Source organism: Streptomyces marinisediminis (assembly GCF_026262575.1).
GTDB classification, from domain to species: domain Bacteria; phylum Actinomycetota; class Actinomycetes; order Streptomycetales; family Streptomycetaceae; genus Streptomyces; species Streptomyces marinisediminis.
The window spans coordinates 149,221-169,531 of sequence record NZ_JAPKFL010000008.1 but is presented as its reverse complement, the minus strand read 5'-3'; the positions used below and the strand labels follow the sequence as shown (position 1 = coordinate 169,531).

The window sequence follows — 20,311 nt, the reverse complement described above, 5'->3', positions numbered from 1 at the left end:
AACGTCGGCAACGCCGGCAACGCGAACAACACCAAGAACACCAACACCGCCAAGAACGTCGTGGTCTTCGACTACGGGTTCGGCAACGTCCGCTCCGCCGAGCGCGCCCTGGCCCGGGTGGGCGCGCGCGTGGAGATCACCCGCGACTACGAGCGCGCGATGAACGCCGACGGCCTGCTCGTCCCCGGCGTCGGCGCCTTCGCGGCCTGCATGGCGGGGCTGCGCGAGGCCCGCGGCGACTGGATCGTGGGCCGCCGCCTGGCCGGCGGCCGCCCGGTCATGGGCATCTGCGTGGGCATGCAGATCCTCTTCTCGCGCGGCATCGAGCACGGCGTCCAGGCCGAGGGGCTGGACGAGTGGCCCGGCACCGTCGGGCCGCTGAAGGCCGACGTCGTCCCGCACATGGGCTGGAACACCGTCGAGCAGGCCGCGGACTCGCGGCTCTTCGCCGGGGTGGCGCCGGACGCCCGCTTCTACTTCGTGCACTCCTACGCCGCCCACGGCTGGGAGCTCCAGGCCCACAACCCGGCGCTGCGGCCGCCGAAGGTGACCTGGTCCACCCACGGCGAGCGGTTCGTCTCCGCCGTGGAGAACGGCCCGCTGTGGGCCACGCAGTTCCACCCAGAGAAGTCCGGCGACGCCGGCGCGCAGCTCCTCACGAACTGGATCGAGACGCTCTAGATGACCGACGTGACGCCCCAGAGGCTCGAACTGCTCCCCGCCGTCGATGTGCGCGACGGCCAGGCCGTGCGCCTGGTGCACGGCGAGTCCGGCACCGAGACCGGCTACGGCGACCCGCTCCAGGCCGCGCTCGCCTGGCAGGCGGCCGGCGCCGAGTGGCTGCACCTGGTCGATCTGGACGCCGCGTTCGGCACCGGGGACAACCGCCGCCGGATCGCCGAGGTCGTGGACCGCATGGAGCTCAAGGTCGAGCTCTCGGGCGGCATCCGCGACGACGCCTCACTCGCCGCCGCGCTCGCCACCGGCTGCACCCGGGTCAACCTGGGCACGGCCGCGCTGGAGTCCCCCGAGTGGGTGGCCAAGGTCATCGCCGAGCACGGCGACCGGATCGCCGTCGGCCTCGACGTGCGCGGCACCACGCTGCGCGGCCGTGGCTGGACGCGCGACGGCGGCGACCTCTACGAGACGCTGGAGCGGCTGAACGCCGAGGGCTGCGCCCGCTACGTCGTCACCGACATCAACAAGGACGGCACCCTCAAGGGCCCCAACCTGGCCCTCCTGCGCGACGTGTGCGCCGCCACCGACCGGCCGGTCGTCGCCTCCGGTGGCGTCTCCTCGCTGGCGGACCTGCGTGCCCTGGCCACCCTCGTCCCGCAGGGCGTCGAGGGCGCCATCGTGGGCAAGGCCCTCTACGCGAAGGCGTTCACGCTGGAAGAGGCGCTGGAGGCGGTGGCGGAATGACGATCGAGCGCGTGCACGGCGAGGGTTCCTGGGAGGAGACCATCGGCTCCGCACGCGCGGTCGCCGCCGGTGACCGGGTCGTCGTCGCGGGCACCATGCCGTTCGTGGACGGCGCGGTGGAGGGTGAGGGCGACCCGTACGAGCAGGCCCGGGTCGCCTTCGGACACGCCCTGGCGGAGCTGGCCCGGTTCGGCCTCGGCGCCGACTCCGTCGTCCGCACCCGCATGTACCTGGCCCACGCCCGCGACGTGGAGGACGTGGGCCGCGCCCACCGGGAGCGCTTCGGCGCCGCGCCGCCCGCGGCCACGCTCGTGGTCGTCTCGGGCTTCGCGGACAGCCGCGTGCTGGTGGAAGTCGAAGTGGAAGCGTTCCGAGACGTGACGGGAGAGCGTTCGTGACCCTGGCCGTACGAGTCATCCCCTGCCTGGACGTGGACGGCGGCCGGGTCGTCAAGGGCGTCAACTTCCAGAACCTGCGCGACGCCGGGGACCCGGTGGAGATGGCGAAGGTCTACGACGCCGAGGGCGCGGACGAGCTGACCTTCCTGGACATCACCGCCTCCTCCGGGGACCGCGAGACCACCTACGACGTCGTGCGCCGCACCGCGGAGCAGGTGTTCATCCCGCTCACCGTCGGCGGCGGCGTGCGCACCGCCGAGGACGTCGACCGCCTGCTGCGCGCGGGCGCCGACAAGGTGGGCGTCAACACCGCGGCCATCGCCCGCCCGGAGCTGATCCGCGAGATCGCCGAGCGCTTCGGCCGCCAGGTGCTCGTCCTGTCCGTGGACGCCCGCCGCACCCAGTCCGGGTCGTTCGAGGTGACGACGCACGGCGGCCGGCGCGGCACCGGCATCGACGCCGTGGAGTGGGCGCACCGGGCGGCCGACCTCGGCGCGGGGGAGATCCTGCTCAACTCCATGGACGCCGACGGCACCAAGGACGGCTACGACGTGGAGATGATCGGCGCGGTGCGCCGGCACGTCTCGGTCCCGGTCATCGCCTCCGGAGGCGCCGGCCGACTCGCGGACTTCCCCGCCGCCGTCAGCGCGGGCGCCGACGCGGTGCTGGCCGCCTCCGTGTTCCACTTCGGCGACCTGCGGATCACGGAGGTCAAGTCCGCGCTGGCGGAGGCGGGGCACCCGGTGCGGTGAGCCGCGGTGCGGCGGGGGCGGGCACCGGCGAGCGCCGGCCCGCCCGCACCGCCCGGAGCGGCTCCCCGCGCCCGCGTCCGCCGGGCGGCGCCCACCGGGCGCTCCGCGTCGGCGCCGCGGGACGGCTACCGGGCGCCGCGCCCCGGGTCACAGGCCCAGCGACGCCTCCTGGGCGCGCACCGCCGCGTCCTTGTCGCCCTCCAGCTCGACGCGCGCCGCGTCCTGCCGCCCGAACGCGAACAGCAGCAGCTCACCGGGCTCCCCGGTCACCGTGACGACGGGCGTGCCGCGCCGGGCGACGGCGGTCTGCCCGTCCGGGCGGCGCAGCACCAGCCCCACCGGGCACGCGCGCCCCAGCACCCGCGCGGCCTTCTCCAGCCGCGCCCACAGCACGTCGGAGAAGACCGGGTCCAGCGTGCGCGGCTTCCAGTCCGGCTGTGCGCGCCGCACGTCCTCGGCGTGCACGTAGAACTCCACCGTGTTCGCGGCCTCGTCGACCTGCTTGATGGCGTACGGCGAGCGGCGCGGCGGCCCGCCGCGCACGAGGCGGACCAGCTCCTCGTAGGGCTTGGCGGCGAACTCGGCCCGCACCCGCTCGTTCCGCGCGGCCAGCGGCTTGATCAGCAGGCCGGCGGCCGCGTCCGGGCGTCGCTCCCGGACCACGGCGTGGGCGGCGAGGTCCCGGGTCGTCCAGCCCTCGCACAGGGTCGGCGCGTCCGGGCCCGCGCTCTCCAACAGATCGGCGAACAGCAGGCGTTCCCGTGTGGCATGAGTCGACATGCCGCCACCCTACGGCGCCGCCGCCCCACGGCGACGGCGCCGGGCCGGGCGGAGCGAGCCCGCGCCGCCCCCCGGCGCCGGGCGGGGCGGCCGTGGGCTGAGGGGCCCGCTCAGGGCAGGGCCGCGGTGAGCTCGTCGCCGTCCTGGGTGGCGCTGAGCGTCAGCGAGCAGGACACCTGGTCCTTGCCCTGGAACTCGTAGGTGATCTGGAGCGGGTAGAGGGCGAAGGGGTAGTACGTCGGCCCGGCGGGCATCTCGTTCACCTTCTGCTGGGCGTCCTTCTCGCACAGCCCCAGCGCTTCCTCGCCGATCTCCGTGTTGTCCGCGTAGTCGCCCTCCAGGGTGAGGTTGGAGATGACCTCCGCGTCGTGCGGCTCGTCGCAGGCGACCTCTTCCAGGTCGGTGACGTCGGTGCTCAGCGTCGGGTGGTTGAAGCAGGTGCCCGGCTCCAGCACGACGTAGTCGACGTAGTCGGGTGGGGTGGCGGTCGGCTCGTCGGCGGACGGGGTGCCGGTGGGCTCGTCCTCGGGCTCCTCCGGCGGGCTCGGCGCGGCCTCCTCGGTGGGCCCCTGCGAACCGTCGCTCGGCGAAGCCGTCGGCGTGGTCGTGTCCTGGGCCGTGTCGTCCCCGTCACCTCCCGAGCCGAACAGCAGCAGGCCGCCGACCGCGAGCGCGGCGACGAGCACGACGGCGACGACGATCGCGGCGACCTTGGGCCCGTTGCCCCCGCTCCCGCCGGGCGGCGGGGGAGGGTAGCCGCCGGGCCCCCCGGGCGGCCCGGGCGGCGGGCCCCCGGGTATGCCGGGGCCGCCGTAGGGCGGCTGCTGCCCCGGGTACCCGCCACCGGGACCGCCCGGCTGGCCGGGATACCCGCCGGGCTGGCCGGGCTGGCCGGGCTGGCCCGGGTACCCGCCCGGCTGGCCGGGGTAGCCGTAGCCGCCCGCGGGCGGGCCGGGCTGTTCGGGGGGCCCGAAGCCCTGCGGCGGACCGAATCCGCCGCCGGCGCCGGACCCGGACTGGTTGTTCGGCGGCGGTGGGAAACTCATGGCGAAAGGATGCCCCATGCCACAGACATTCGACGCTCCGGGCTCCGTCACAGGTTCGGAACAGCGGCACGTCGCGAACCTGCCGCAGCGATACGGGTGTTATGCCGGTTTCCGGCGGGGTGTGCGAGCGCACGGGGCCGGGCGGCAGAATGACCCCATGCCAGCTACCGCGCTCGATCCCGCCATCGCCGCCCGCCTCAAGCGCACCGCCGACGGCCTGGTACCCGCCATCGCCCAGCAGTACGACACCGGCGAGGTGCTCATGCTCGGGTGGATGGACGACGAGGCCCTGCACCGCACCCTGACCACCGGACGCTGCACCTACTGGAGTCGCAGCCGCCGCGAGTACTGGGTCAAGGGGGACACCTCCGGGCACGTCCAGCGGGTGAAGTCCGTGGCGCTGGACTGCGACGGGGACACCGTGCTGGTCCAGGTCGACCAGGTCGGCGCCGCCTGCCACACCGGCGACCGCACGTGCTTCGACGCCGGCCGCCTCCCGGTGGCGCCGCGCGCGGCGGGGGAGGAGGGCTGACCATGGCGACCGGAACCACCCGGACCGACCGCACCGCCGACGAGGCCCCCGCCCCGGCGTCCGCCCCGGTGAGCCCCGGCCTGGCGGACTTCCGCGCCCTCGCCAGGGACCGGCGCGTCATCCCCGTCACCCGCCGCCTGCTCGCCGACGGCGACACGCCGATCGCGCTGTACCGCAAGCTCGCGGGGGAGCGGCCGGGCACCTTCCTGCTGGAGTCCGCCGAGAACGGCCGCACCTGGTCGCGCTACTCCTTCGTGGGCGTGCGCAGCGCCGCCACCCTGACCGTCCGCGACGGCCAGGCGCACTGGATCGGCACCCCGCCGGTCGGCGTCCCCGTCGACGGCGATCCGCTGGCCGCCCTGCGCGCCACCGTCGAGACGCTGCACACCCCCCGTGAGCGGGGGCTGCCCCCGTTCACCGGCGGCATGGTCGGCTACCTGGGGTACGACGTCGTCCGCCGCCTGGAGCGCGTCGGCGACAGCGCCGAGGACGACCTCGGCCTGCCCGAGCTGACGATGCTGCTCGCCTCCGACCTCGCGGTGCTCGACCACCGCGACGGCACCGTGCTCCTGATCGCCAACGCCATCAACCACAACGACCTGGACACCGGCGTCGACGAGGCGTACGCCGACGCCGTCGCCCGGCTGGACGCCATGACCGTCGACCTGGACCGCCCCGCCCCGGCCGGCGCCGCCGCGCTGCCCGAGCCCGAGGTGCCCGCCTACACCGAGCTGTGGGGCGGCGAGCAGTACCGGGCGGCCGTGACGGACGTCAAGGAGCGCATCCGGGCCGGCGAGGCCTTCCAGGTGGTGCCCTCCCAGCGCTTCCAGACGCCGTGCGACGCCGGCGCCCTGGACGTCTACCGGGTGCTGCGCACCACCAACCCCAGCCCGTACATGTACCTGTTCCGCTTCGGCGGACCGGACGGCGAGGAGCCCGGGTTCGACGTCGTGGGCTCCAGCCCGGAGGCGCTGGTGCGGGTGCAGGACGGCCGGGCGGTGCTGCACCCCATCGCCGGGACGCGCCCGCGCGGCGCCACGCCGCAGGAGGACCACGACCTCGCCGACGAACTGCTCGCGGACGCCAAGGAGCGCGCCGAGCACCTGATGCTCGTCGACCTGGGCCGCAACGACCTGGGGCGGGTGTGCGAGCCCGGCAGCGTGGAGGTGGTCGACTTCATGACCATCGAGCGCTACAGCCACGTCATGCACATCGTCTCCACGGTGACCGGGCGACTGCGCGGGGACCGCACGGCGTTCGACGCGCTGCTGGCCTGCTTCCCCGCCGGAACCCTCTCCGGGGCCCCCAAGCCCCGGGCGCTGCGGATCATCGAGGAGCTGGAGCCGGTCCGCCGGGGCCTGTACGGCGGCTGCGTGGGCTACCTGGACTTCGCCGGGGACTCCGACACCGCCATCGCCATCCGCACCGCGCTGCTGCGGGAGGGCACCGCCTACGTGCAGGCCGGGGCGGGCGTCGTGGCGGACTCCGATCCGGCGGCCGAGGACACCGAGTGCCGCAACAAGGCGGCCGCGGTGCTCAGGGCGGTGCACGCCGCACGCCGACTCGGCGGTAGCGTGGCGGGGTGACACCTTCGCCCCCCTCTGACCCGGAACCGCCCCCCGCCGGCCGGTCCGCCGGCCCGCCGGACGACGCCGCGCCGCCCGACGGCGGCGCCGCCGCCCGCCGCGCGCTGGGCGCCACCCTGCTCGGAGGCGCCCTGGGCGCGGCCGTGGTGCTGGTCGCCGCCGGCCGCACGTGGGCCGAGGCGGTCGCCGTCGGCGGCGGGGCCCGGCTGCCGGTGACGGTCCAGGGCGGGGACGTGAGCGGGCTGCCCAGCGCGCTGGCGCTGGTCGGGCTCGCCGCTCTCGTCGCCGTCTTCGCCGTGCGCGGGCGGGCGCGCCGGCTGGTGGGCGCGCTGCTCGCGGCCTGCGGCGCGGGCACGGTGGCCGCCGCGCTCGTCGGCGCGGCCGACACCGCGGCCCTGCGCACCGCCGGGGCGGAGGCGACCGGGCTGACGGGCGGCTCCCTGGCGGACGTCAGCCACAGCGCCTGGCCCTACGTCGCCGCCGCCGGCGGCCTGCTCCTGCTGCTGGCCGGCCTGCTGGCGCTGCGGTACGCGGGGCACTGGCCCGCCATGGGCAGCCGCTACGAGCGCGCCGGGGCCCGGCCCGCCGCGCGCCGCGCCGCGCCGGCCGACCCGGACCGTCCCGAGGACTTGTGGAAGGCCCTGGACCGGGGCGAGGACCCCACCGGCGCACCGCCGCCGCCGCGGTCCGCCGCGGGCCGGAACGCGGCCCAGGAGGCGGCCGGGGACGAGCGGCCCGAACGGTCCTGACACAATGGCCCCGGACGCGGCCACCGGCCCGTTCCCCTCACCCACGACCCAGTGAGCACGACCGACCGAGGAGCTCCCATGGCGGACAGCAGCCACGGACACACCCCCGCCGCCTGGACCGGCGTCACCATCGCCTTCATCGGCTTCTGCGTCAGCGCCGTGTTCATGGTGCTGGCCCAGCCGGTGCTCGTCTGGGCCGGGCTGGCCCTTGCGGGGCTCGGCGGGATCGTCGGCCTGATCATGCGCTCCATGGGCATGGGCATGCCGAAGGAGCCCACCGACCTGACCGCCCGCCGCGAGGAGGCCGGCGCGGCTCAGCGCTGAGCCCCCGGCCCGGCGGTGAGCGCCCGGCGCGGCGCTGGACCGCTCGGCGCGGCGTGCTCGGGAGTGCGGCTTCGCGCCGGTCTCCCGGGCGCCGCGCCGTCCCGCGTCCGCCGCACCGCCCCGGTCCCGCCGCCGCTCCCGTCAGGCGCCGGGGCCGTGGCCGCGCCCGGCCCGTCCGCGCAACGGACGCCCGCCGCGCCGTCCGGCCCCGGTCGGCCGTGACCGGACGCGCCCGGCACGGAAGGCTCCGGAAAGCGGGCGGGCTCGTCCGATAGATGAGACCCGGCCGCACCGGATGCGGGGCCCGCGCCGCTGGCCGGATACCATCGCAGACGTTGACCGCGACGATCCGTAACTCAGCAGAAAGGGGCCGCTCGCGTGAGTGTGCTCGCCGAGATCATCGACGGAGTCCGCGCAGACCTCGCCGAGCGCCAGCAGCGCGTCAGCCTTGAGGAACTGAAGGAGCGCGTCGCACAGGCCCCGCCCGCCAAGGACGGCGCGGCCGCGCTGAAGGGCGAGGACATCCGGGTCGTCTGCGAGGTCAAGCGCTCCAGCCCCTCCAAGGGCGCGCTGGCCGCCATCGCCGACCCGGCCGGGCTGGCCGCCGACTACGAGGCCGGCGGCGCCGCGGTCATCTCCGTGCTCACCGAACAGCGCCGCTTCGGCGGCTCGCTCGCCGACCTGGAGGCGGTGCGCGCCCGGGTGGACATCCCGGTGCTGCGCAAGGACTTCATCGTCACCGCCTACCAGCTCTGGGAGGCGCGGGCGCACGGCGCCGACCTCGCCCTGCTCATCGTCGCCGCGCTGGAGCAGGACGCGCTGGTCTCGCTGATCGAGCGCGCGGAGTCGATCGGCCTCACCCCGCTGGTCGAGGTGCACGACGAGGAGGAGGTCGCGCGGGCGGTGGACGCGGGCGCCCGCGTCATCGGCGTCAACGCGCGCAACCTGAAGACCCTGGAGGTCGACCGGGGCAACTTCTCCCGTGTCGCCCCGGAGATCCCCGACCACATCGTGAAGATCGCCGAGTCCGGGGTGCGCGGCCCGCACGACCTGATCGCCTACGCCAACGACGGCGCGGACGCCGTCCTGGTCGGCGAGTCCCTGGTCACCGGCAAGGACCCCAAGTCGGCGGTGGCCGACCTCGTCGCCGCCGGGGCGCACCCGGCGCTGCGCCACGGACGCTGACGCCGTGACGCACGCTCTCGCCCGACTCGCCCGCGGCTGCCGGCCGCGGGGCTGCCGCGCGCCCGCGCGGCGCGTGCACGGGCGGCGGGTGCGCTACCACATCGGCGCGGAGCCGGGACAGATCAACGGGCGGCGATGGCGCGGCCGCCACGGGCGGCCGCACCCGGCGTGAGGGGACGCCCCTCGCGCGGCCGGGTGCGCGCCCCCGCGGTTCCCCGCCACCGGCGGGGCGCGTGCGCGCGCCCCCACCCGTCGCAGGCACCGCGCGCCCCGCGCGCCCGGTACCGCTTCCCGTTCCCTGGAGACCGTCCTGATGTCCGTTGACTTCTTCCTGCCCGACCCCGAGGGCCGGGTCCCCAGCGCCGAGGGGTACTTCGGCGCGTTCGGCGGCAAGTTCATCCCGGAGGCGCTGGTCGCCGCCGTGGACGAGGTGGCCGCCGAGTACGCCAAGGCCAAGGCCGACCCCGCCTTCGCCGCCGAGCTCAACGACCTGCTCGCGCACTACACCGGCCGCCCCAGCGCGCTGACCGAGGTCCCGCGGTTCGCCGAACACGCCGGCGGGGCGCGGGTCTTCCTCAAGCGCGAGGACCTGAACCACACCGGCTCCCACAAGATCAACAACGTGCTGGGCCAGGCACTGCTCACCCGGCGCATGGGCAAGACCCGCGTCATCGCCGAGACCGGCGCGGGCCAGCACGGCGTGGCGACCGCCACCGCCTGCGCGCTGTTCGGCCTGGAGTGCACCATCTACATGGGCGAGGTCGACACCCGGCGCCAGGCGCTCAACGTCGCCCGGATGCGCATGCTGGGCGCCGAGGTCGTCCCGGTGTCCTCCGGCAGCCGCACCCTGAAGGACGCCATCAACGAGGCGTTCCGCGACTGGGTGGCCAACGTCGACCACACCCACTACCTCTTCGGCACCGTGGCCGGGCCGCACCCCTTCCCGCAGCTCGTGCGCGACTTCCACCGGGTCATCGGCGTCGAGGCGCGCCGCCAGGTGCTGGAGCGCACCGGGCGGCTGCCGGACGCCGTCGCGGCCTGCGTCGGCGGCGGCTCCAACGCCATCGGCCTCTTCCACGCCTTCCTCGGCGACACCTCGGTGCGCCTGGTGGGCCTGGAGGCGGCGGGCCACGGCGTGGACTCCGGCGAGCACGCCGCCACCCTGAGCGTCGGCGAGCCCGGCATCCTGCACGGCTCCCGCTCCTACGTCCTCCAGGACGACGAGGGGCAGATCACCGAGCCGTACTCCATCTCCGCGGGCCTGGACTACCCCGGCATCGGCCCCGAGCACTCCTACCTCAAGGACACCGGGCGCGGCGAGTACCGGCCGGTCACCGACGCGCAGGCGATGGAGGCGCTGCGGCTGCTCTCCCGGACCGAGGGCATCATCCCGGCCATCGAGTCCGCCCACGCGCTCGCCGGGGCGCTGGACCTCGGCCGCGAGCTCGGGCCGGACGGGCTCGTGCTGGTCAACCTCTCCGGGCGCGGCGACAAGGACATGGACACCGCGGCCCGCTACTTCGGGTACTACGACGAGGAGGCCCGGTGATGGCGGGCACGGCACACATCCACGGCACGTCCGCCCCGGCCCACCACGACGCGGACGGCCCCGCCGGCGTCCCGGGCGACGCCACGGGCCGGGCCGACCTGCTCACCTCGGTGCTCGCCCGGGCCCGCCAGGAGGGCCGCGCGGCCCTCGTCGGCTACCTGCCCGCCGGGTTCCCCACCGTCGACGGCGGCGTGGCCGCCTGCACGGCGCTGCTGGCGGGCGGCTGCGACGTCGTCGAGGTCGGCCTGCCGCACAGCGACCCGGTGCTGGACGGACCGGTGATCCAGACGGCCGACGACATCGCCCTGCGCGGCGGGGTGCGCATCGCCGACGTCCTGCGCACGGTGCGCGAGGCGCACGCCGCCACCGGGGCGCCGGTGCTGGTGATGACCTACTGGAACCCGGTGGACCGCTACGGCCCCGAGCGGTTCGCGGCCGAGCTGGCCGCGGCCGGGGGCGCGGGGTGCATCCTGCCGGACCTGCCGGTCGAGGAGTCCGCCGCGTGGCGGAAGTCCGCCGAGCACCACGGACTGGCCACGGTGTTCGTCGTCGCGCCCAGCAGCCGCGACGAGCGGCTCGCGAAGATCACGGCGGCCGGTTCCGGGTTCGTGTACGCGGCGTCCCTGATGGGGGTCACCGGCACGCGCGCGTCGGTCGGCGGCCAGGCGCGGGACCTCGTCACCCGCACGCGGGCGGTCACCGACCTGCCGGTGTGCGTGGGGCTGGGCGTCTCCGACCGCGCCCAGGCCGCCGAGGTCGCGGGCTTCGCCGACGGCGTCATCGTCGGCTCGGCGTTCGTCAAGGCGCTGCTGGAGCACGGCGACGACCTCGACGCCGGCCTGGCCGCCGTCCGGCACCTCGCCGGAGAGCTCGCGGCCGGCGTCCGCGAGGGCTAGCAGGCCGCACCGCCCGTGCCACCGGACGGCCCGCGCCCGCCGCACCACGCGGGCGCGGGCCGTCCGCGGCCGGGGAGCGGCCCGGCGCGCCCCACGGTGCGGGCGGGGCCGTCCGGCTCACGGTGCGTGCAGGCGCAGGACCGCCTGCTCGGCGCCCTCCGGTGGGGCACCGCGCCGGCGGGAGACGCCGACCATCGTGGCGAAGGCCAGCGGCACCGTCCAGGACGCGGGCTGCGCCAGCAGCACCGTGAGCAGCCCGGAGAACTCGCCCAGCGCGGAGACCAGCGCCGCGCCGGTGGCGGAGACGGCGCCGACGGCGAGCCCGGCCACGGCGCCGCCCCGGGTCAGCCCCGGCCACCAGATGCCCAGCACCAGCAGCGGGCAGAACGTGGACGCCGCCACGGCGAACGCCCAGCCGACCATGACGTTGATGTCCACGTGCGCCGCGGGCAGCGAGAGCAGCACGGCCACGCCCGCCCCCACCGCCACCGCCAGGCGCAGCCGGGACAGCCCGCTGCCGAACAGGTCGTGCGAGAGCCCGCCCGCGAGCGCCAGCAGCAGCCCGGACGAGGTGGACAGGAACGCCGCGAACGCCCCGGCGGCCACCAGCGCCGTCAGCACGCTGCCCAGCGTGCCCGGGGCGACCTGGCCCGGCAGCACCACGGCCACCGTGTCCGTCGTCCCCGAGCGCACCAGGTGCGGCGTCATCACCCGGCCCAGCAGGCCGTACACCACCGGGAAGAGGTAGAACACGCCGAGCAGCGCGATCACCAGGACCGCCACCCGCCGGGCCGCGCGCGGACTGGAGCTGGTGTGGAAGCGCATGATGACGTGCGGCAGCCCCACCGCGCCGAGCGTCGTGGCCAGCAGCACCGACCAGGTCGACAGCAGCGGGTACCCCGAGTCGCCGATGTCCAGCAGCGGCCTGCTCCACCCCTCGGGCACGGTCACCGGGGTCAGCGCCGCAGCCCGGACGTCCGCGCCCGCGCGCACCGTGAGGAACACCGCGGGCACCGCGATGAACACCAGCTTCACCAGGTAGTGGAACGCCTGCACGTAGGTGGCCGAGCGCATGCCGCCCACCGCGATGGAGCCGCTGACCACCAGCCCGGCCAGCACCACCCCCACCCAGTACGGCGTGCCGCTCACCAGGTGCAGCACCACGCCGGCGCCCTTGAACTGGGGCACCAGGTACAGCCACATGATCACCAGCACGACCAGCCCGCACAGCCGCCGCACCCGGCGCGAGCCGAGCCGGTACTCGGCGAAGTCCGGCACGGTGTACGCGCCCGAGCGCCGCATCGGCCCGGCCACCAGGGCCACGACGGCCACGTAGCCCGCGGTGAACCCGACCGCGTACCACATCGTGCCGATGCCGTCCTTCAGCAGCAGCCCGGCCAGCCCCAGCACCGAGGCGGCCGAGACGTACTCGCCCGCGATGGCCATGGCGTTCCAGCGGCTGCGCACCCGCCGGGAGGCGACCAGGAAGTCCGGTGTGGTCCGCGCCGCCCGCACGCCGTAGAGGCCGATGGCCAGGCTCGCGGCGACCAGGAAGCCGATCGCCAGCAGCCCCGTCACGGCCGGTCGCCCGGGCGCGGGTGCCCCTCGGCCGCCTCGGTCCGCTCGGCGGTGCGCACGTGGGCGACGGCGATGAGCAGCAGCAGCGGGTACGTCGCCGCGGCCAGCACCAGCCAGGACACCGGCACCCCGCCGACGGCCAGCCGGTCCAGGGCGGGCAGCGCCGCGATGACCCCGCTGGTGCCGAACAGCACCAGGCCCAGCAGCGCCAGCGTGCGCAGGGCGGCGCGCCGCTGGGCGGCGAAGACCCGGCGGGCCAGCGGCGGGTCCTCGGGCCCGGGCAGCGGCAGCGGACGCCGGGTGCCGCGGTGCCCGCGCGCCAGCGCGATCCGCGTCTGCGGGCTGGTGACCTTCACCCGGCCCCGCGCGCCGCTCACCGCGCCGCCCGGCCGAGCTCGCCGTGGCGCGCCGCGTCCATGAGCCGGTCCTTCAGCCCCCGCGCGTGCCGCCGGCTGACCGGCACGTCGCCGGCCGGGGTGCAGGCCACCAGCCCCGCCGAGCTGGTGACGCGCAGGTCGTGCACCCATCCGACGGCCACCAGGTAGCCGCGGTGCACGCGGACGAACCCCGCCGGGGCCCACACGTCCTCCAGGTAGGACAGCGACAGCCGGATCAGGTGGGTGCCCTCGGCGGTGTGCAGCCGGACGTAGTCGCCGTGCGCCTCGGCGAACTGGATGTCGTCGCGCCGCACGAACACCGTGCGGCGGCTGTGCTCGATCTGCACCACCGCCAGCTCGTCGGCCGGCGCGCTCTCCCGCGGGGCCCGGCGCAGCCGGGCGATGCGGGCGACGGAGTCCGCCAGCCGCTCCGGCCGCACGGGCTTGAGCAGGTAGTCCACGGCCCCGATGCCGAACGCCTCGATCGCGTGCGACTCCGAGGCGGTGACGAACACGATCGCCGGCGGCCGCGAGAGCATGCTCACGACCCGGGCGACCTCCATGCCGTCCAGGCCCGGCATGGAGATGTCCAGGAACACCGCGTCGAACCCGGCGCCCCCCAGCAGCCGCACCGCCGCCTCGCCGCTGTCGGCCGACAGCACCTCCGCGATCTCCGGCGTGTCGGCGAGGAAGCCGTTCAGCTCCTCCCGGGTGGACGGCTCGTCCTCGACGACCAGGACCCGCAACGTCACTCGGCCACCACTCCTCGCATGAAGCGCGGCACCCGGATGACCACCTTGGTACCGCTGTCGGGCGCGGTCTCGATCACCAGGCCGTGCTCGGCCCCGTACACCGCGCGCAGCCGCTGGTCCACGTTGGCCAGCCCCACACCCTTCGCGGGCGGCCCGGTGCCGGCGAGGACGGCGCGCGCGAGGCCGGGCTCCATGCCCACGCCGTCGTCCTCGATCTCGATGACGCACAGCGGGCCCTCGCCGAAGCCCGAGACGCTGATGTGCCCGCGCCCCGCCTTGCGCTCCAGACCGTGCCGCACGGCATTCTCCACGATGGGCTGGACCACCAGGAAGGGGACGGTCACGGGCAGGATCTCCGGGGCCATCCGCACGGTGATCTCCAGCCGGTCGTCGAACCGCGCGCGTTGGAGCTCCAGGTACGTCTGGGTGGCCTGCAGTTCGGCGGCGACGGTGGCGAAGTCGCCCTTGGCGGAGAAGCTGTACCGCAGGTAGTCGGCGAAGTCGGTGAGCAGCCCGCGGGCGCGCGCCGGGTCGCTGCGGATGTGCGCGGCGATCACCGCCAGGGCGTTGTGCAGGAAGTGGGGCGAGATCTGCGCGCGCAGGGTCCGCAGGTCGGCGGCGGCGATGCGGGTGCGCGCGGTGCGCAGCTCGGCGTGGTCGAGCTGGCCCGCGATCAGCCGGGCGACCTCGCTCACGTCCTCTTCGCCCAGGTCGCCCGCGGCCAGCACGCAGCCGGCGAGGTCGTCGGCGACGATGAGCGGGGCCGCGCACAGCGGCGGCCTGCGCAGCGCCGCACCGCGCTCGAAGACCTCCGCCACCAGCGCCTCCGGGTCGCTGCCCGTCGGCATCGCACCCTGCCGGGCGACGGGGCCGTCCAGGTCGGCCAGCAGGACGGCGTCGGCGCGCAGCAGCCTGCGCACGCGGCGCGCGGCGGAGCCGGCCGCACCGCCGCGCAGGCCGTCGCGCAGGTCGCCGCCCAGCAGCCGCGCCTCGCGGAGCACGCCCATCGTGTCCGGCGGTTCCGACCGGCGCGCGCGCAGCCCTCGCCCCCACGTCGCTCTCACGCGCCGACGTTAACCCAGCCCTACCGGATTGCGACCCGGTCGCGCGGCACGTCCTGGCCGGTCCGGGCCCCGGGCCGGTCCCGGGCGCGGTGCGCGGCGCGCCCGGGACGCCGGGACGGTGCGCCCGGGGGCCCGGCCCCGGGCCGACCCGGGCGCCGCGTCCGCCGCGAGGCCCGGTCCGGGTGCGCCGCGCCCGCCCGGTGGGCCCGCCCGGGGGCGTCGGGCGGGCCCACCGGGTTCAGTGGGTGGACGCCTTCTCCGCGCCCGCGCCCGTCAGCGCCCGCACCTGGAGCTCCGCGAAGCGCCGCGCGTCGCGCTCGCCGGAGGTCAGCGTGCCCACGACCGCGCACAGCAGGCCCAGCGGGATCGACACCAGGCCGGGGTTGGCCAGCGGGAACCAGGCGAAGTCCGCGCCGGTGACCAGCGCCTTCTCCGAGCCGGAGACCACCGGGGAGAAGAGCACCAGGACGACCGCGCTGATCAGGCCGCCGTAGATGCCGGCCACCGCCCCGCGGGTGTTGAACCGCTTCCAGAACAGGCTCAGCAGCAGCGTCGGCAGGTTGGCGGAGGCCGCCATCGCGAAGGCCAGCGCCACCAGGAAGGCCACGTTCAGGCTCTGCGCGAAGATGGCCAGCACGATGGCCACCGCGCCCACCCCGAAGGCCGACATCCGCGCGACCTTGACCTCTTCGCCCTCGCTCGCCCTCCCCTTGCGCAGCACGCTGTTGTAGAAGTCGTGCGCCAGCGACGAGGAGGAGGCGATCATCAGCCCGGCCACGGTGGACAGGATCGCGGCGAAGGCGACGGCCGCGATGATGGCGAGCAGCACGGCGGCGAGTCCCGAGCCGCCGAAGTGGTCGCCCGCCGCCTCGGCCAACTGCGGGGCCGCCGTGTTCCCCGCGGCGTCCTGCGCGGTGATGGCCTCCCTGCCGACGAGCGCCGCCGCGCCGAAGCCCAGCACCAGGGTCATCAGGTAGAAGCTGCCGATCAGCCCGATGCCCCAGTTGACCGACGCGCGGGCCGTCTTGGCGTCCGGAACGGTGTAGAAGCGGATCAGCACGTGCGGCAGGCCCGCCGTGCCCAGCACGAGGGCCAGGCCCAGGCTGATCAGGTCGAGCTTGTTCCACAGCGTCTGGAGCGCGTCGCCGGGCACCTCGACGCCGTAGCGCAGGCCCGGTTCGAGGAACGACTGCCCGGCCCCGCTGGCGTTCGCCGCGTCGTTCATCAGCGAGCCGAGGTCGAAGTCGTAGACGGCCAGCACCAGCACGGTGAGCAGGAGCGCCCCGCCCATCAGCATGCCCGCCTTGATGATCTGGACCCACGTCGTGCCCTTCATGCCGCCGAAGGTGACGTAGACGATCATCAGGATGCCGACGATGACGATGCCCATGATCTTCGCGGTGTCCGCGCTCATCCCCAGGTACGTCTCGCCCGGCTCGATGCCCAGCAGCAGGGCGATGAGCGCTCCGGCGCCCACCATCTGGGCGAGCAGGTAGAAGATGGAGACGGTCATCGTCGAGACGGCGGCGGCCGTGCGCACCGGGCGCTGGTTCATCCGGTACGACAGCACGTCGGCCATCGTGAAGCGGCCCGAGTTGCGCAGCAGTTCGGCCACCAGCAGCAGCGCGACGAGCCAGGCCACCAGGAAGCCGATGGAGTACAGGAACCCGTCGTAGCCGTAGAGCGCGATCATGCCGGCGATGCCCAGGAACGAGGCCGCCGACATGTAGTCGCTGCCGATGGCGAAGCCGTTCTGCACGCCGCTGAACCCGCGGCCGCCGGAGTGGAAGTCGGTGGCCGACTTCGTCTGCCGCCCGGCCCGGATCGTGATCACCAGGGTGACCGCGATCATCGCCAGGAACAGCAGGATGGTCAGGGTGCGGCCGCTGCTCCCGGCCTCCTGCGCCAGCGTCATCGGGCGGCTCCGTTCTGCGCGTCGGTCTGGTCCGCGGACCCCGGCCCGGCGCCGGGACCCGCGTCGGTTCCGTCCCGGCCCGCGCCGCCGTCCCCGGGCGCGTCGCCCAGCTCGGCGCGCAGGGCGTCGGCGAGGCCGTCCAGGCGCCGGTTGGCGTAGCGCGAGTACAGGACGGCGATGCCGAAGGTGGAGACGAACTGCAGCACGCCGAAGACCAGGGCCACGTTGACGGTGCCGAACAGCACGGTGGACATCACCCCGCGCGCGTACGCCGACATCAGCACGTACAGCAGGTACCACGCGAGGAAGGCGACGCTCATCGGGAAGACGAAGACGAGCAGCCGTCGCTTGAGCTCCAGGAAGCGCGGGTCGGTGTGCATCGCCACGCGGCGGTCCGTCGCCTCCTTCGGCGAGCGCGACTGCGGCGGGGGTTCGGTGGGCATGAACGCCTCCTCGGCAGGGGTCGGACAGGGGGAAAGTAAGCAGCGTCACACCGGTGGGGAAGCCGTGTTCGAGTGCGTGCGCCGAACGTCGCCGGTCCGCGACGAGCGGCACACCTGTGGCCGCCGACCGGTCGGCAGCCACGCCGAACGGTCGTCAAGGCGGGCCCCCGCGCATCGCACCTTCAGGGGAAGCCGCACGTCCGGCCGTCGGTACCCGACCGGCCCGCTCGTTGACCCGGGCGTGATGAGCGAGAACCCCGAGAACCCCGAGAACCACGGGAACCAGGAGAGCCGGCACGACGGGAAGCGGCCCGCCGTCGAGCGGCTGCGCGAGCAGCGCGAACGGGAGCAGGCGGCCGAGAAGCGCAGGCGGGGCGTGAAGGCCTCACTGGTCGTCGTCGCGGTCCTGGCCGTCGTCGGCGTCGTGGGCTACGCCGCCGCGGGCGGCTCCTCCTCCTCCGGCGGCGGGCAGGCGGCGGCGCCCATCAGCGAGGGCAAGGGGCAGGCCCCCGTCACGCTCACGATCTACGAGGACTTCCGCTGCCCCGGCTGCGCGGCGTTCGAGACGCAGTTCAAGGACACCGTCCACGAACTCGTCGACGACGGCCGGGTGCGCACCGAGTACCACCTGGTCTCCATCATCGACGGCAACATGGGCGGCAACGGCTCCAAGTTCGCCGCGAACGCCGCGCACTGCGCGAAGGACGCCGGGCTGTTCACGCCCTACCACGACCTGCTCTACGCCCAGCAGCCGCCCGAGCAGGAGGACACCTTCGCCGACAAGGACCACCTGATCGAACTCGCGGGCCAGGTCCCCGGCCTGGACTCCCCGGAGTTCCGCTCGTGCGTCCAGAACGGCACCCACGACGAGAAGGTGGCCGCCACCAACGACGCCTTCACCTCCTCCGAGTACAACGCGACGCCCACCGTGCTGCTGGACGGCGAGAACATCTACGCGGACCCGAACAACCCGCTCACCCCGCAGAGCCTGCGGGCCAAGGTGGCCGAGGCCGCGGCGGCGGCCGACTGACACCTGACACCCGTTACCGCCCCGTGGCCCGGGCACGGTAGCGTCTGAACCGCCATGGAGACTCTTGCCTCGATCCCCAGCCCGTCGAACGGCGAAATCCTGCTGTTCGACACCGTTCCGCTGCGTGGCTACGCCGCCTGCATCATCATCGGAGTGTTCGTCGCCGTCTGGCTCGGCGGGAAGCGCTGGGTGGCCCGGGGCGGCCAGCCGGGCACGGTCGCCGACGTCGCCGTGTGGGCCGTTCCGTTCGGCCTCGTCGGCGGGCGCCTCTACCACGTCGTCACCGACTACCAGCTCTACTTCGCCGAGGGCGAGAACTGGGTCGAGGCCTTCCACATCTGGAAGGGCGGCCTGGGCATCTGGGGCGCGATCGCCTTCGGCGCGCTCGGCGCCTGGATCGCCTGCCGCCGCCGGGGCATCCCGCTGCCCGCCTACGCCGACGCGGTGGCCCCGGGCATCGCGATCGCCCAGGCCATCGGCCGCTGGGGCAACTGGTTCAACCAGGAACTGTACGGCCGGGCGACCGACCTGCCGTGGGCGGTGGAGATCGACAACGGCCGGGACGCGGGCACCTTCCACCCCACGTTCCTCTACGAGTCCCTGTGGTGCCTGGGCGTCGCCCTGCTGGTGCTGTGGGCCGACCGCCGCTTCCGGCTCGGCCACGGCCGGGCGTTCGCGCTCTACGTCGCCGCCTACACCGCCGGGCGGTTCTGGATCGAGTACCTGCGCATCGACCAGGCGCACGAGATCCTCGGCCTGCGCCTGAACAACTGGACCTCGCTCGTCGTCTTCCTGGGCGCCGTCGCCTTCTTCGTCCTCTCCGCCAGGCGGCGCCCGGGCCGCGAGCTGGTGGTCGAACCCCCGCCGGACGGCGCGCCCGCGGCGGCCTCGCCCGAGGCCAACACCGACGCCCCGGACCCCGACAAGCCCACCGCCGACGCCTCCGCCGACGACACTCCGTCCGACGCCGCCCCGTCCGGCGGCGACGCCCCGTCCGGCAGGACGGCGCCGAGGAAGTAACCGCGCCCCGCGCCCCCGGGCCGCCCTCCGCCCGCGCGCGGCACGGCCACGGGCGCGGGGAGCTTGCGCTCAGTACGGCCTTCCTCGCTGGCAGCCGGGCCACAAGCGCGTTTACCGTCGGGGTATGGCCGCCGCAGAGCCGCAGAGCCACACCCACCGCGACGTCAGCGGTGGGTGGCTGCGCCCCGCCGTCTTCGGGGCGATGGACGGCCTCGTCTCCAACCTCGCCCTGATCACCGGCGTGGCCGGCGGCTCCGCCGCACCGCGGACGATCGTCCTCACCGGCCTCGCGGGTCTGGCGGCCGGTGCCTTCTCCATGGCCGCCGGCGAGTACACCTCCGTGGCCTCCCAGCGCGAGCTGGTCCTCGCGGAGCTGGCCGTGGAGCGCCGCGAGCTGCTGGAGGACCCGCTCGGCGAGCAGCGCGAGCTCGCGGCCCGCTACCGCGACCGCGGGCTGGCGGAGCCGCTGGCCGCCGAGGTCGCCGCCCAGCTCTCCCGGGACCCGGAGCAGGCGCTGGAGATCCACGCCAGGGACGAGCTGGGCGTGGACCCGGACGGCCTGCCGTCTCCGCTGGTGGCCGCCGTCTCCTCGTTCGGCTCCTTCGCGCTCGGCGCGCTGCTGCCCGTCCTGCCCTACCTGCTGGGCGTGACGCTGGTGTGGCCGGCCGTGGCCGTCGCGCTGACCGGGCTGTTCCTGTGCGGGGCGGCCGTGTCCAAGGTCACCGCCCGCCCGTGGTGGTACGGGGGGCTGCGGCAGTTCATCCTGGGCGGGGTGGCGGCCGGGCTCACCTACGTGCTCGGCTCGCTCCTGGGCGCGGCGCTCGGGTGACGTGCGCGGCCGGTCGCTCCGCGTAACCTCGTTACCGGGCGGTTTCAGCGGCGCGGGCACCGGGCAGTAGCCCGAAGCACTGCG

General features: G+C 75.2%; 23 protein-coding genes. 15 read left to right on the top strand and 8 right to left on the bottom strand.

Annotated features, from left to right (window positions below; genetic code table 11):
* Positions 1 to 60: 60 nt before the first annotated feature.
* Genes hisH through hisF form a run of 4 tightly spaced genes read left to right on the top strand, consistent with a single transcriptional unit; the run spans position 61 to position 2,572 of the window.
* Complete coding sequence (gene hisH / locus OSB71_RS09255; protein ID WP_265946373.1) at positions 61 to 681, top strand: imidazole glycerol phosphate synthase subunit HisH; 621 nt, start codon at positions 61 to 63, stop codon at positions 679 to 681.
* Positions 682 to 1,422: a bifunctional 1-(5-phosphoribosyl)-5-((5-phosphoribosylamino)methylideneamino)imidazole-4-carboxamide isomerase/phosphoribosylanthranilate isomerase PriA gene (priA, locus tag OSB71_RS09250; RefSeq protein ID WP_265946314.1), complete on the top strand. Its 741-nt coding sequence runs from the start codon at positions 682 to 684 to the stop codon at positions 1,420 to 1,422.
* Positions 1,419 to 1,820, top strand: coding sequence for a Rid family hydrolase (locus OSB71_RS09245; protein WP_265946312.1), 402 nt, complete (start codon positions 1,419 to 1,421; stop codon positions 1,818 to 1,820). Before priA ends, OSB71_RS09245 begins: the two co-directional genes overlap by 4 nt.
* Positions 1,817 to 2,572 carry an imidazole glycerol phosphate synthase subunit HisF gene (gene hisF, locus OSB71_RS09240; RefSeq protein WP_265946310.1) on the top strand — a complete coding sequence of 252 codons (756 nt, stop codon included), beginning with the start codon at positions 1,817 to 1,819 and terminating at the stop codon, positions 2,570 to 2,572. The genes OSB71_RS09245 and hisF overlap by 4 nt, the downstream gene beginning before the upstream one ends.
* A gap of 147 nt (positions 2,573 to 2,719) precedes the next feature.
* On the opposite strand, the gene OSB71_RS09235 is transcribed toward hisF, so the two are convergent.
* The gene (locus tag OSB71_RS09235; RefSeq protein WP_265946308.1) at positions 2,720 to 3,352 is read right to left on the bottom strand and encodes a TIGR03085 family metal-binding protein; all 633 of its coding nucleotides are present in this window, start codon (positions 3,350 to 3,352) and stop codon (positions 2,720 to 2,722) included.
* 110 nt (positions 3,353 to 3,462) lie between these two features.
* The gene (locus OSB71_RS09230) at positions 3,463 to 4,398 is read right to left on the bottom strand and encodes a hypothetical protein (RefSeq protein ID WP_265946306.1); all 936 of its coding nucleotides are present in this window, start codon (positions 4,396 to 4,398) and stop codon (positions 3,463 to 3,465) included.
* 157 nt (positions 4,399 to 4,555) lie between these two features.
* Here OSB71_RS09230 and hisI point away from each other — a divergent pair, with 157 nt between their 5' ends.
* The 8 genes from hisI (at position 4,556) to trpA (ending at position 11,219) form a co-directional block, all read left to right on the top strand.
* The gene (gene hisI, locus OSB71_RS09225) at positions 4,556 to 4,930 is read left to right on the top strand and encodes a phosphoribosyl-AMP cyclohydrolase (protein ID WP_265946304.1); all 375 of its coding nucleotides are present in this window, start codon (positions 4,556 to 4,558) and stop codon (positions 4,928 to 4,930) included.
* A 2-nt stretch (positions 4,931 to 4,932) separates the two neighbouring features.
* Complete coding sequence (locus OSB71_RS09220; RefSeq protein ID WP_265946302.1) at positions 4,933 to 6,516, top strand: anthranilate synthase component I; 1,584 nt, start codon at positions 4,933 to 4,935, stop codon at positions 6,514 to 6,516.
* Entirely contained in the window at positions 6,513 to 7,265 is a 753-nt protein-coding gene (locus tag OSB71_RS09215) for a TIGR02234 family membrane protein (protein WP_265946300.1), read from the top strand. Before OSB71_RS09220 ends, OSB71_RS09215 begins: the two co-directional genes overlap by 4 nt.
* Before the next feature lie 78 nt (positions 7,266 to 7,343).
* Complete coding sequence (locus tag OSB71_RS09210) at positions 7,344 to 7,589, top strand: HGxxPAAW family protein (protein ID WP_265946298.1); 246 nt, start codon at positions 7,344 to 7,346, stop codon at positions 7,587 to 7,589.
* Between the two features lie 378 nt (positions 7,590 to 7,967).
* On the top strand, positions 7,968 to 8,774 hold the full coding sequence (trpC, locus tag OSB71_RS09205; RefSeq protein ID WP_265946295.1) for an indole-3-glycerol phosphate synthase TrpC: 807 nt from the start codon (positions 7,968 to 7,970) through the stop codon (positions 8,772 to 8,774).
* Positions 8,775 to 8,778: 4 nt separating this feature from the next.
* Positions 8,779 to 8,946 carry a tryptophan biosynthesis modulator TrpM gene (trpM, locus tag OSB71_RS24615; RefSeq protein ID WP_416237225.1) on the top strand — a complete coding sequence of 56 codons (168 nt, stop codon included), beginning with the start codon at positions 8,779 to 8,781 and terminating at the stop codon, positions 8,944 to 8,946.
* Between the two features lie 141 nt (positions 8,947 to 9,087).
* Complete coding sequence (gene trpB, locus OSB71_RS09200; protein WP_265946293.1) at positions 9,088 to 10,323, top strand: tryptophan synthase subunit beta; 1,236 nt, start codon at positions 9,088 to 9,090, stop codon at positions 10,321 to 10,323.
* On the top strand, positions 10,323 to 11,219 hold the full coding sequence (trpA, locus tag OSB71_RS09195) for a tryptophan synthase subunit alpha (protein ID WP_265946291.1): 897 nt from the start codon (positions 10,323 to 10,325) through the stop codon (positions 11,217 to 11,219). The genes trpB and trpA overlap by 1 nt, the downstream gene beginning before the upstream one ends.
* Positions 11,220 to 11,336: 117 nt before the next feature.
* Here the strand turns inward: trpA and OSB71_RS09190 are convergent, their stop codons facing one another.
* The 6 genes from OSB71_RS09190 to OSB71_RS09165 form a co-directional block, all read right to left on the bottom strand.
* Positions 11,337 to 12,797 carry a sodium/solute symporter gene (locus tag OSB71_RS09190; RefSeq protein ID WP_265946289.1) on the bottom strand — a complete coding sequence of 487 codons (1,461 nt, stop codon included), beginning with the start codon at positions 12,795 to 12,797 and terminating at the stop codon, positions 11,337 to 11,339.
* A complete protein-coding gene (locus tag OSB71_RS09185; RefSeq protein WP_265946287.1) occupies positions 12,794 to 13,174 on the bottom strand; it encodes a hypothetical protein in 381 nt (126 codons plus the stop codon). Before OSB71_RS09185 ends, OSB71_RS09190 begins: the two co-directional genes overlap by 4 nt.
* A complete protein-coding gene (locus tag OSB71_RS09180; protein ID WP_265946285.1) occupies positions 13,171 to 13,926 on the bottom strand; it encodes a LytR/AlgR family response regulator transcription factor in 756 nt (251 codons plus the stop codon). The genes OSB71_RS09185 and OSB71_RS09180 overlap by 4 nt, the downstream gene beginning before the upstream one ends.
* On the bottom strand, positions 13,923 to 14,990 hold the full coding sequence (locus OSB71_RS09175) for a sensor histidine kinase (protein ID WP_265946283.1): 1,068 nt from the start codon (positions 14,988 to 14,990) through the stop codon (positions 13,923 to 13,925). Before OSB71_RS09175 ends, OSB71_RS09180 begins: the two co-directional genes overlap by 4 nt.
* A 238-nt stretch (positions 14,991 to 15,228) precedes the next feature.
* A complete protein-coding gene (locus OSB71_RS09170) occupies positions 15,229 to 16,905 on the bottom strand; it encodes a monocarboxylic acid transporter (RefSeq protein WP_265946281.1) in 1,677 nt (558 codons plus the stop codon).
* On the bottom strand, positions 16,902 to 17,348 hold the full coding sequence (locus tag OSB71_RS09165; protein ID WP_265946279.1) for a DUF485 domain-containing protein: 447 nt from the start codon (positions 17,346 to 17,348) through the stop codon (positions 16,902 to 16,904). The genes OSB71_RS09170 and OSB71_RS09165 overlap by 4 nt, the downstream gene beginning before the upstream one ends.
* Before the next feature lie 244 nt (positions 17,349 to 17,592).
* Here OSB71_RS09165 and OSB71_RS09160 point away from each other — a divergent pair, with 244 nt between their 5' ends.
* From OSB71_RS09160 to OSB71_RS09150, 3 genes are all read left to right on the top strand, one after another.
* Positions 17,593 to 18,378 carry a DsbA family protein gene (locus OSB71_RS09160; RefSeq protein ID WP_265946277.1) on the top strand — a complete coding sequence of 262 codons (786 nt, stop codon included), beginning with the start codon at positions 17,593 to 17,595 and terminating at the stop codon, positions 18,376 to 18,378.
* A 54-nt stretch (positions 18,379 to 18,432) separates the two neighbouring features.
* Positions 18,433 to 19,398, top strand: coding sequence for a prolipoprotein diacylglyceryl transferase (gene lgt, locus OSB71_RS09155; RefSeq protein ID WP_265946275.1), 966 nt, complete (start codon positions 18,433 to 18,435; stop codon positions 19,396 to 19,398).
* Between the two features lie 124 nt (positions 19,399 to 19,522).
* Positions 19,523 to 20,227 carry a VIT1/CCC1 transporter family protein gene (locus OSB71_RS09150; RefSeq protein WP_265946273.1) on the top strand — a complete coding sequence of 235 codons (705 nt, stop codon included), beginning with the start codon at positions 19,523 to 19,525 and terminating at the stop codon, positions 20,225 to 20,227.
* Positions 20,228 to 20,311 lie beyond the last annotated feature (84 nt).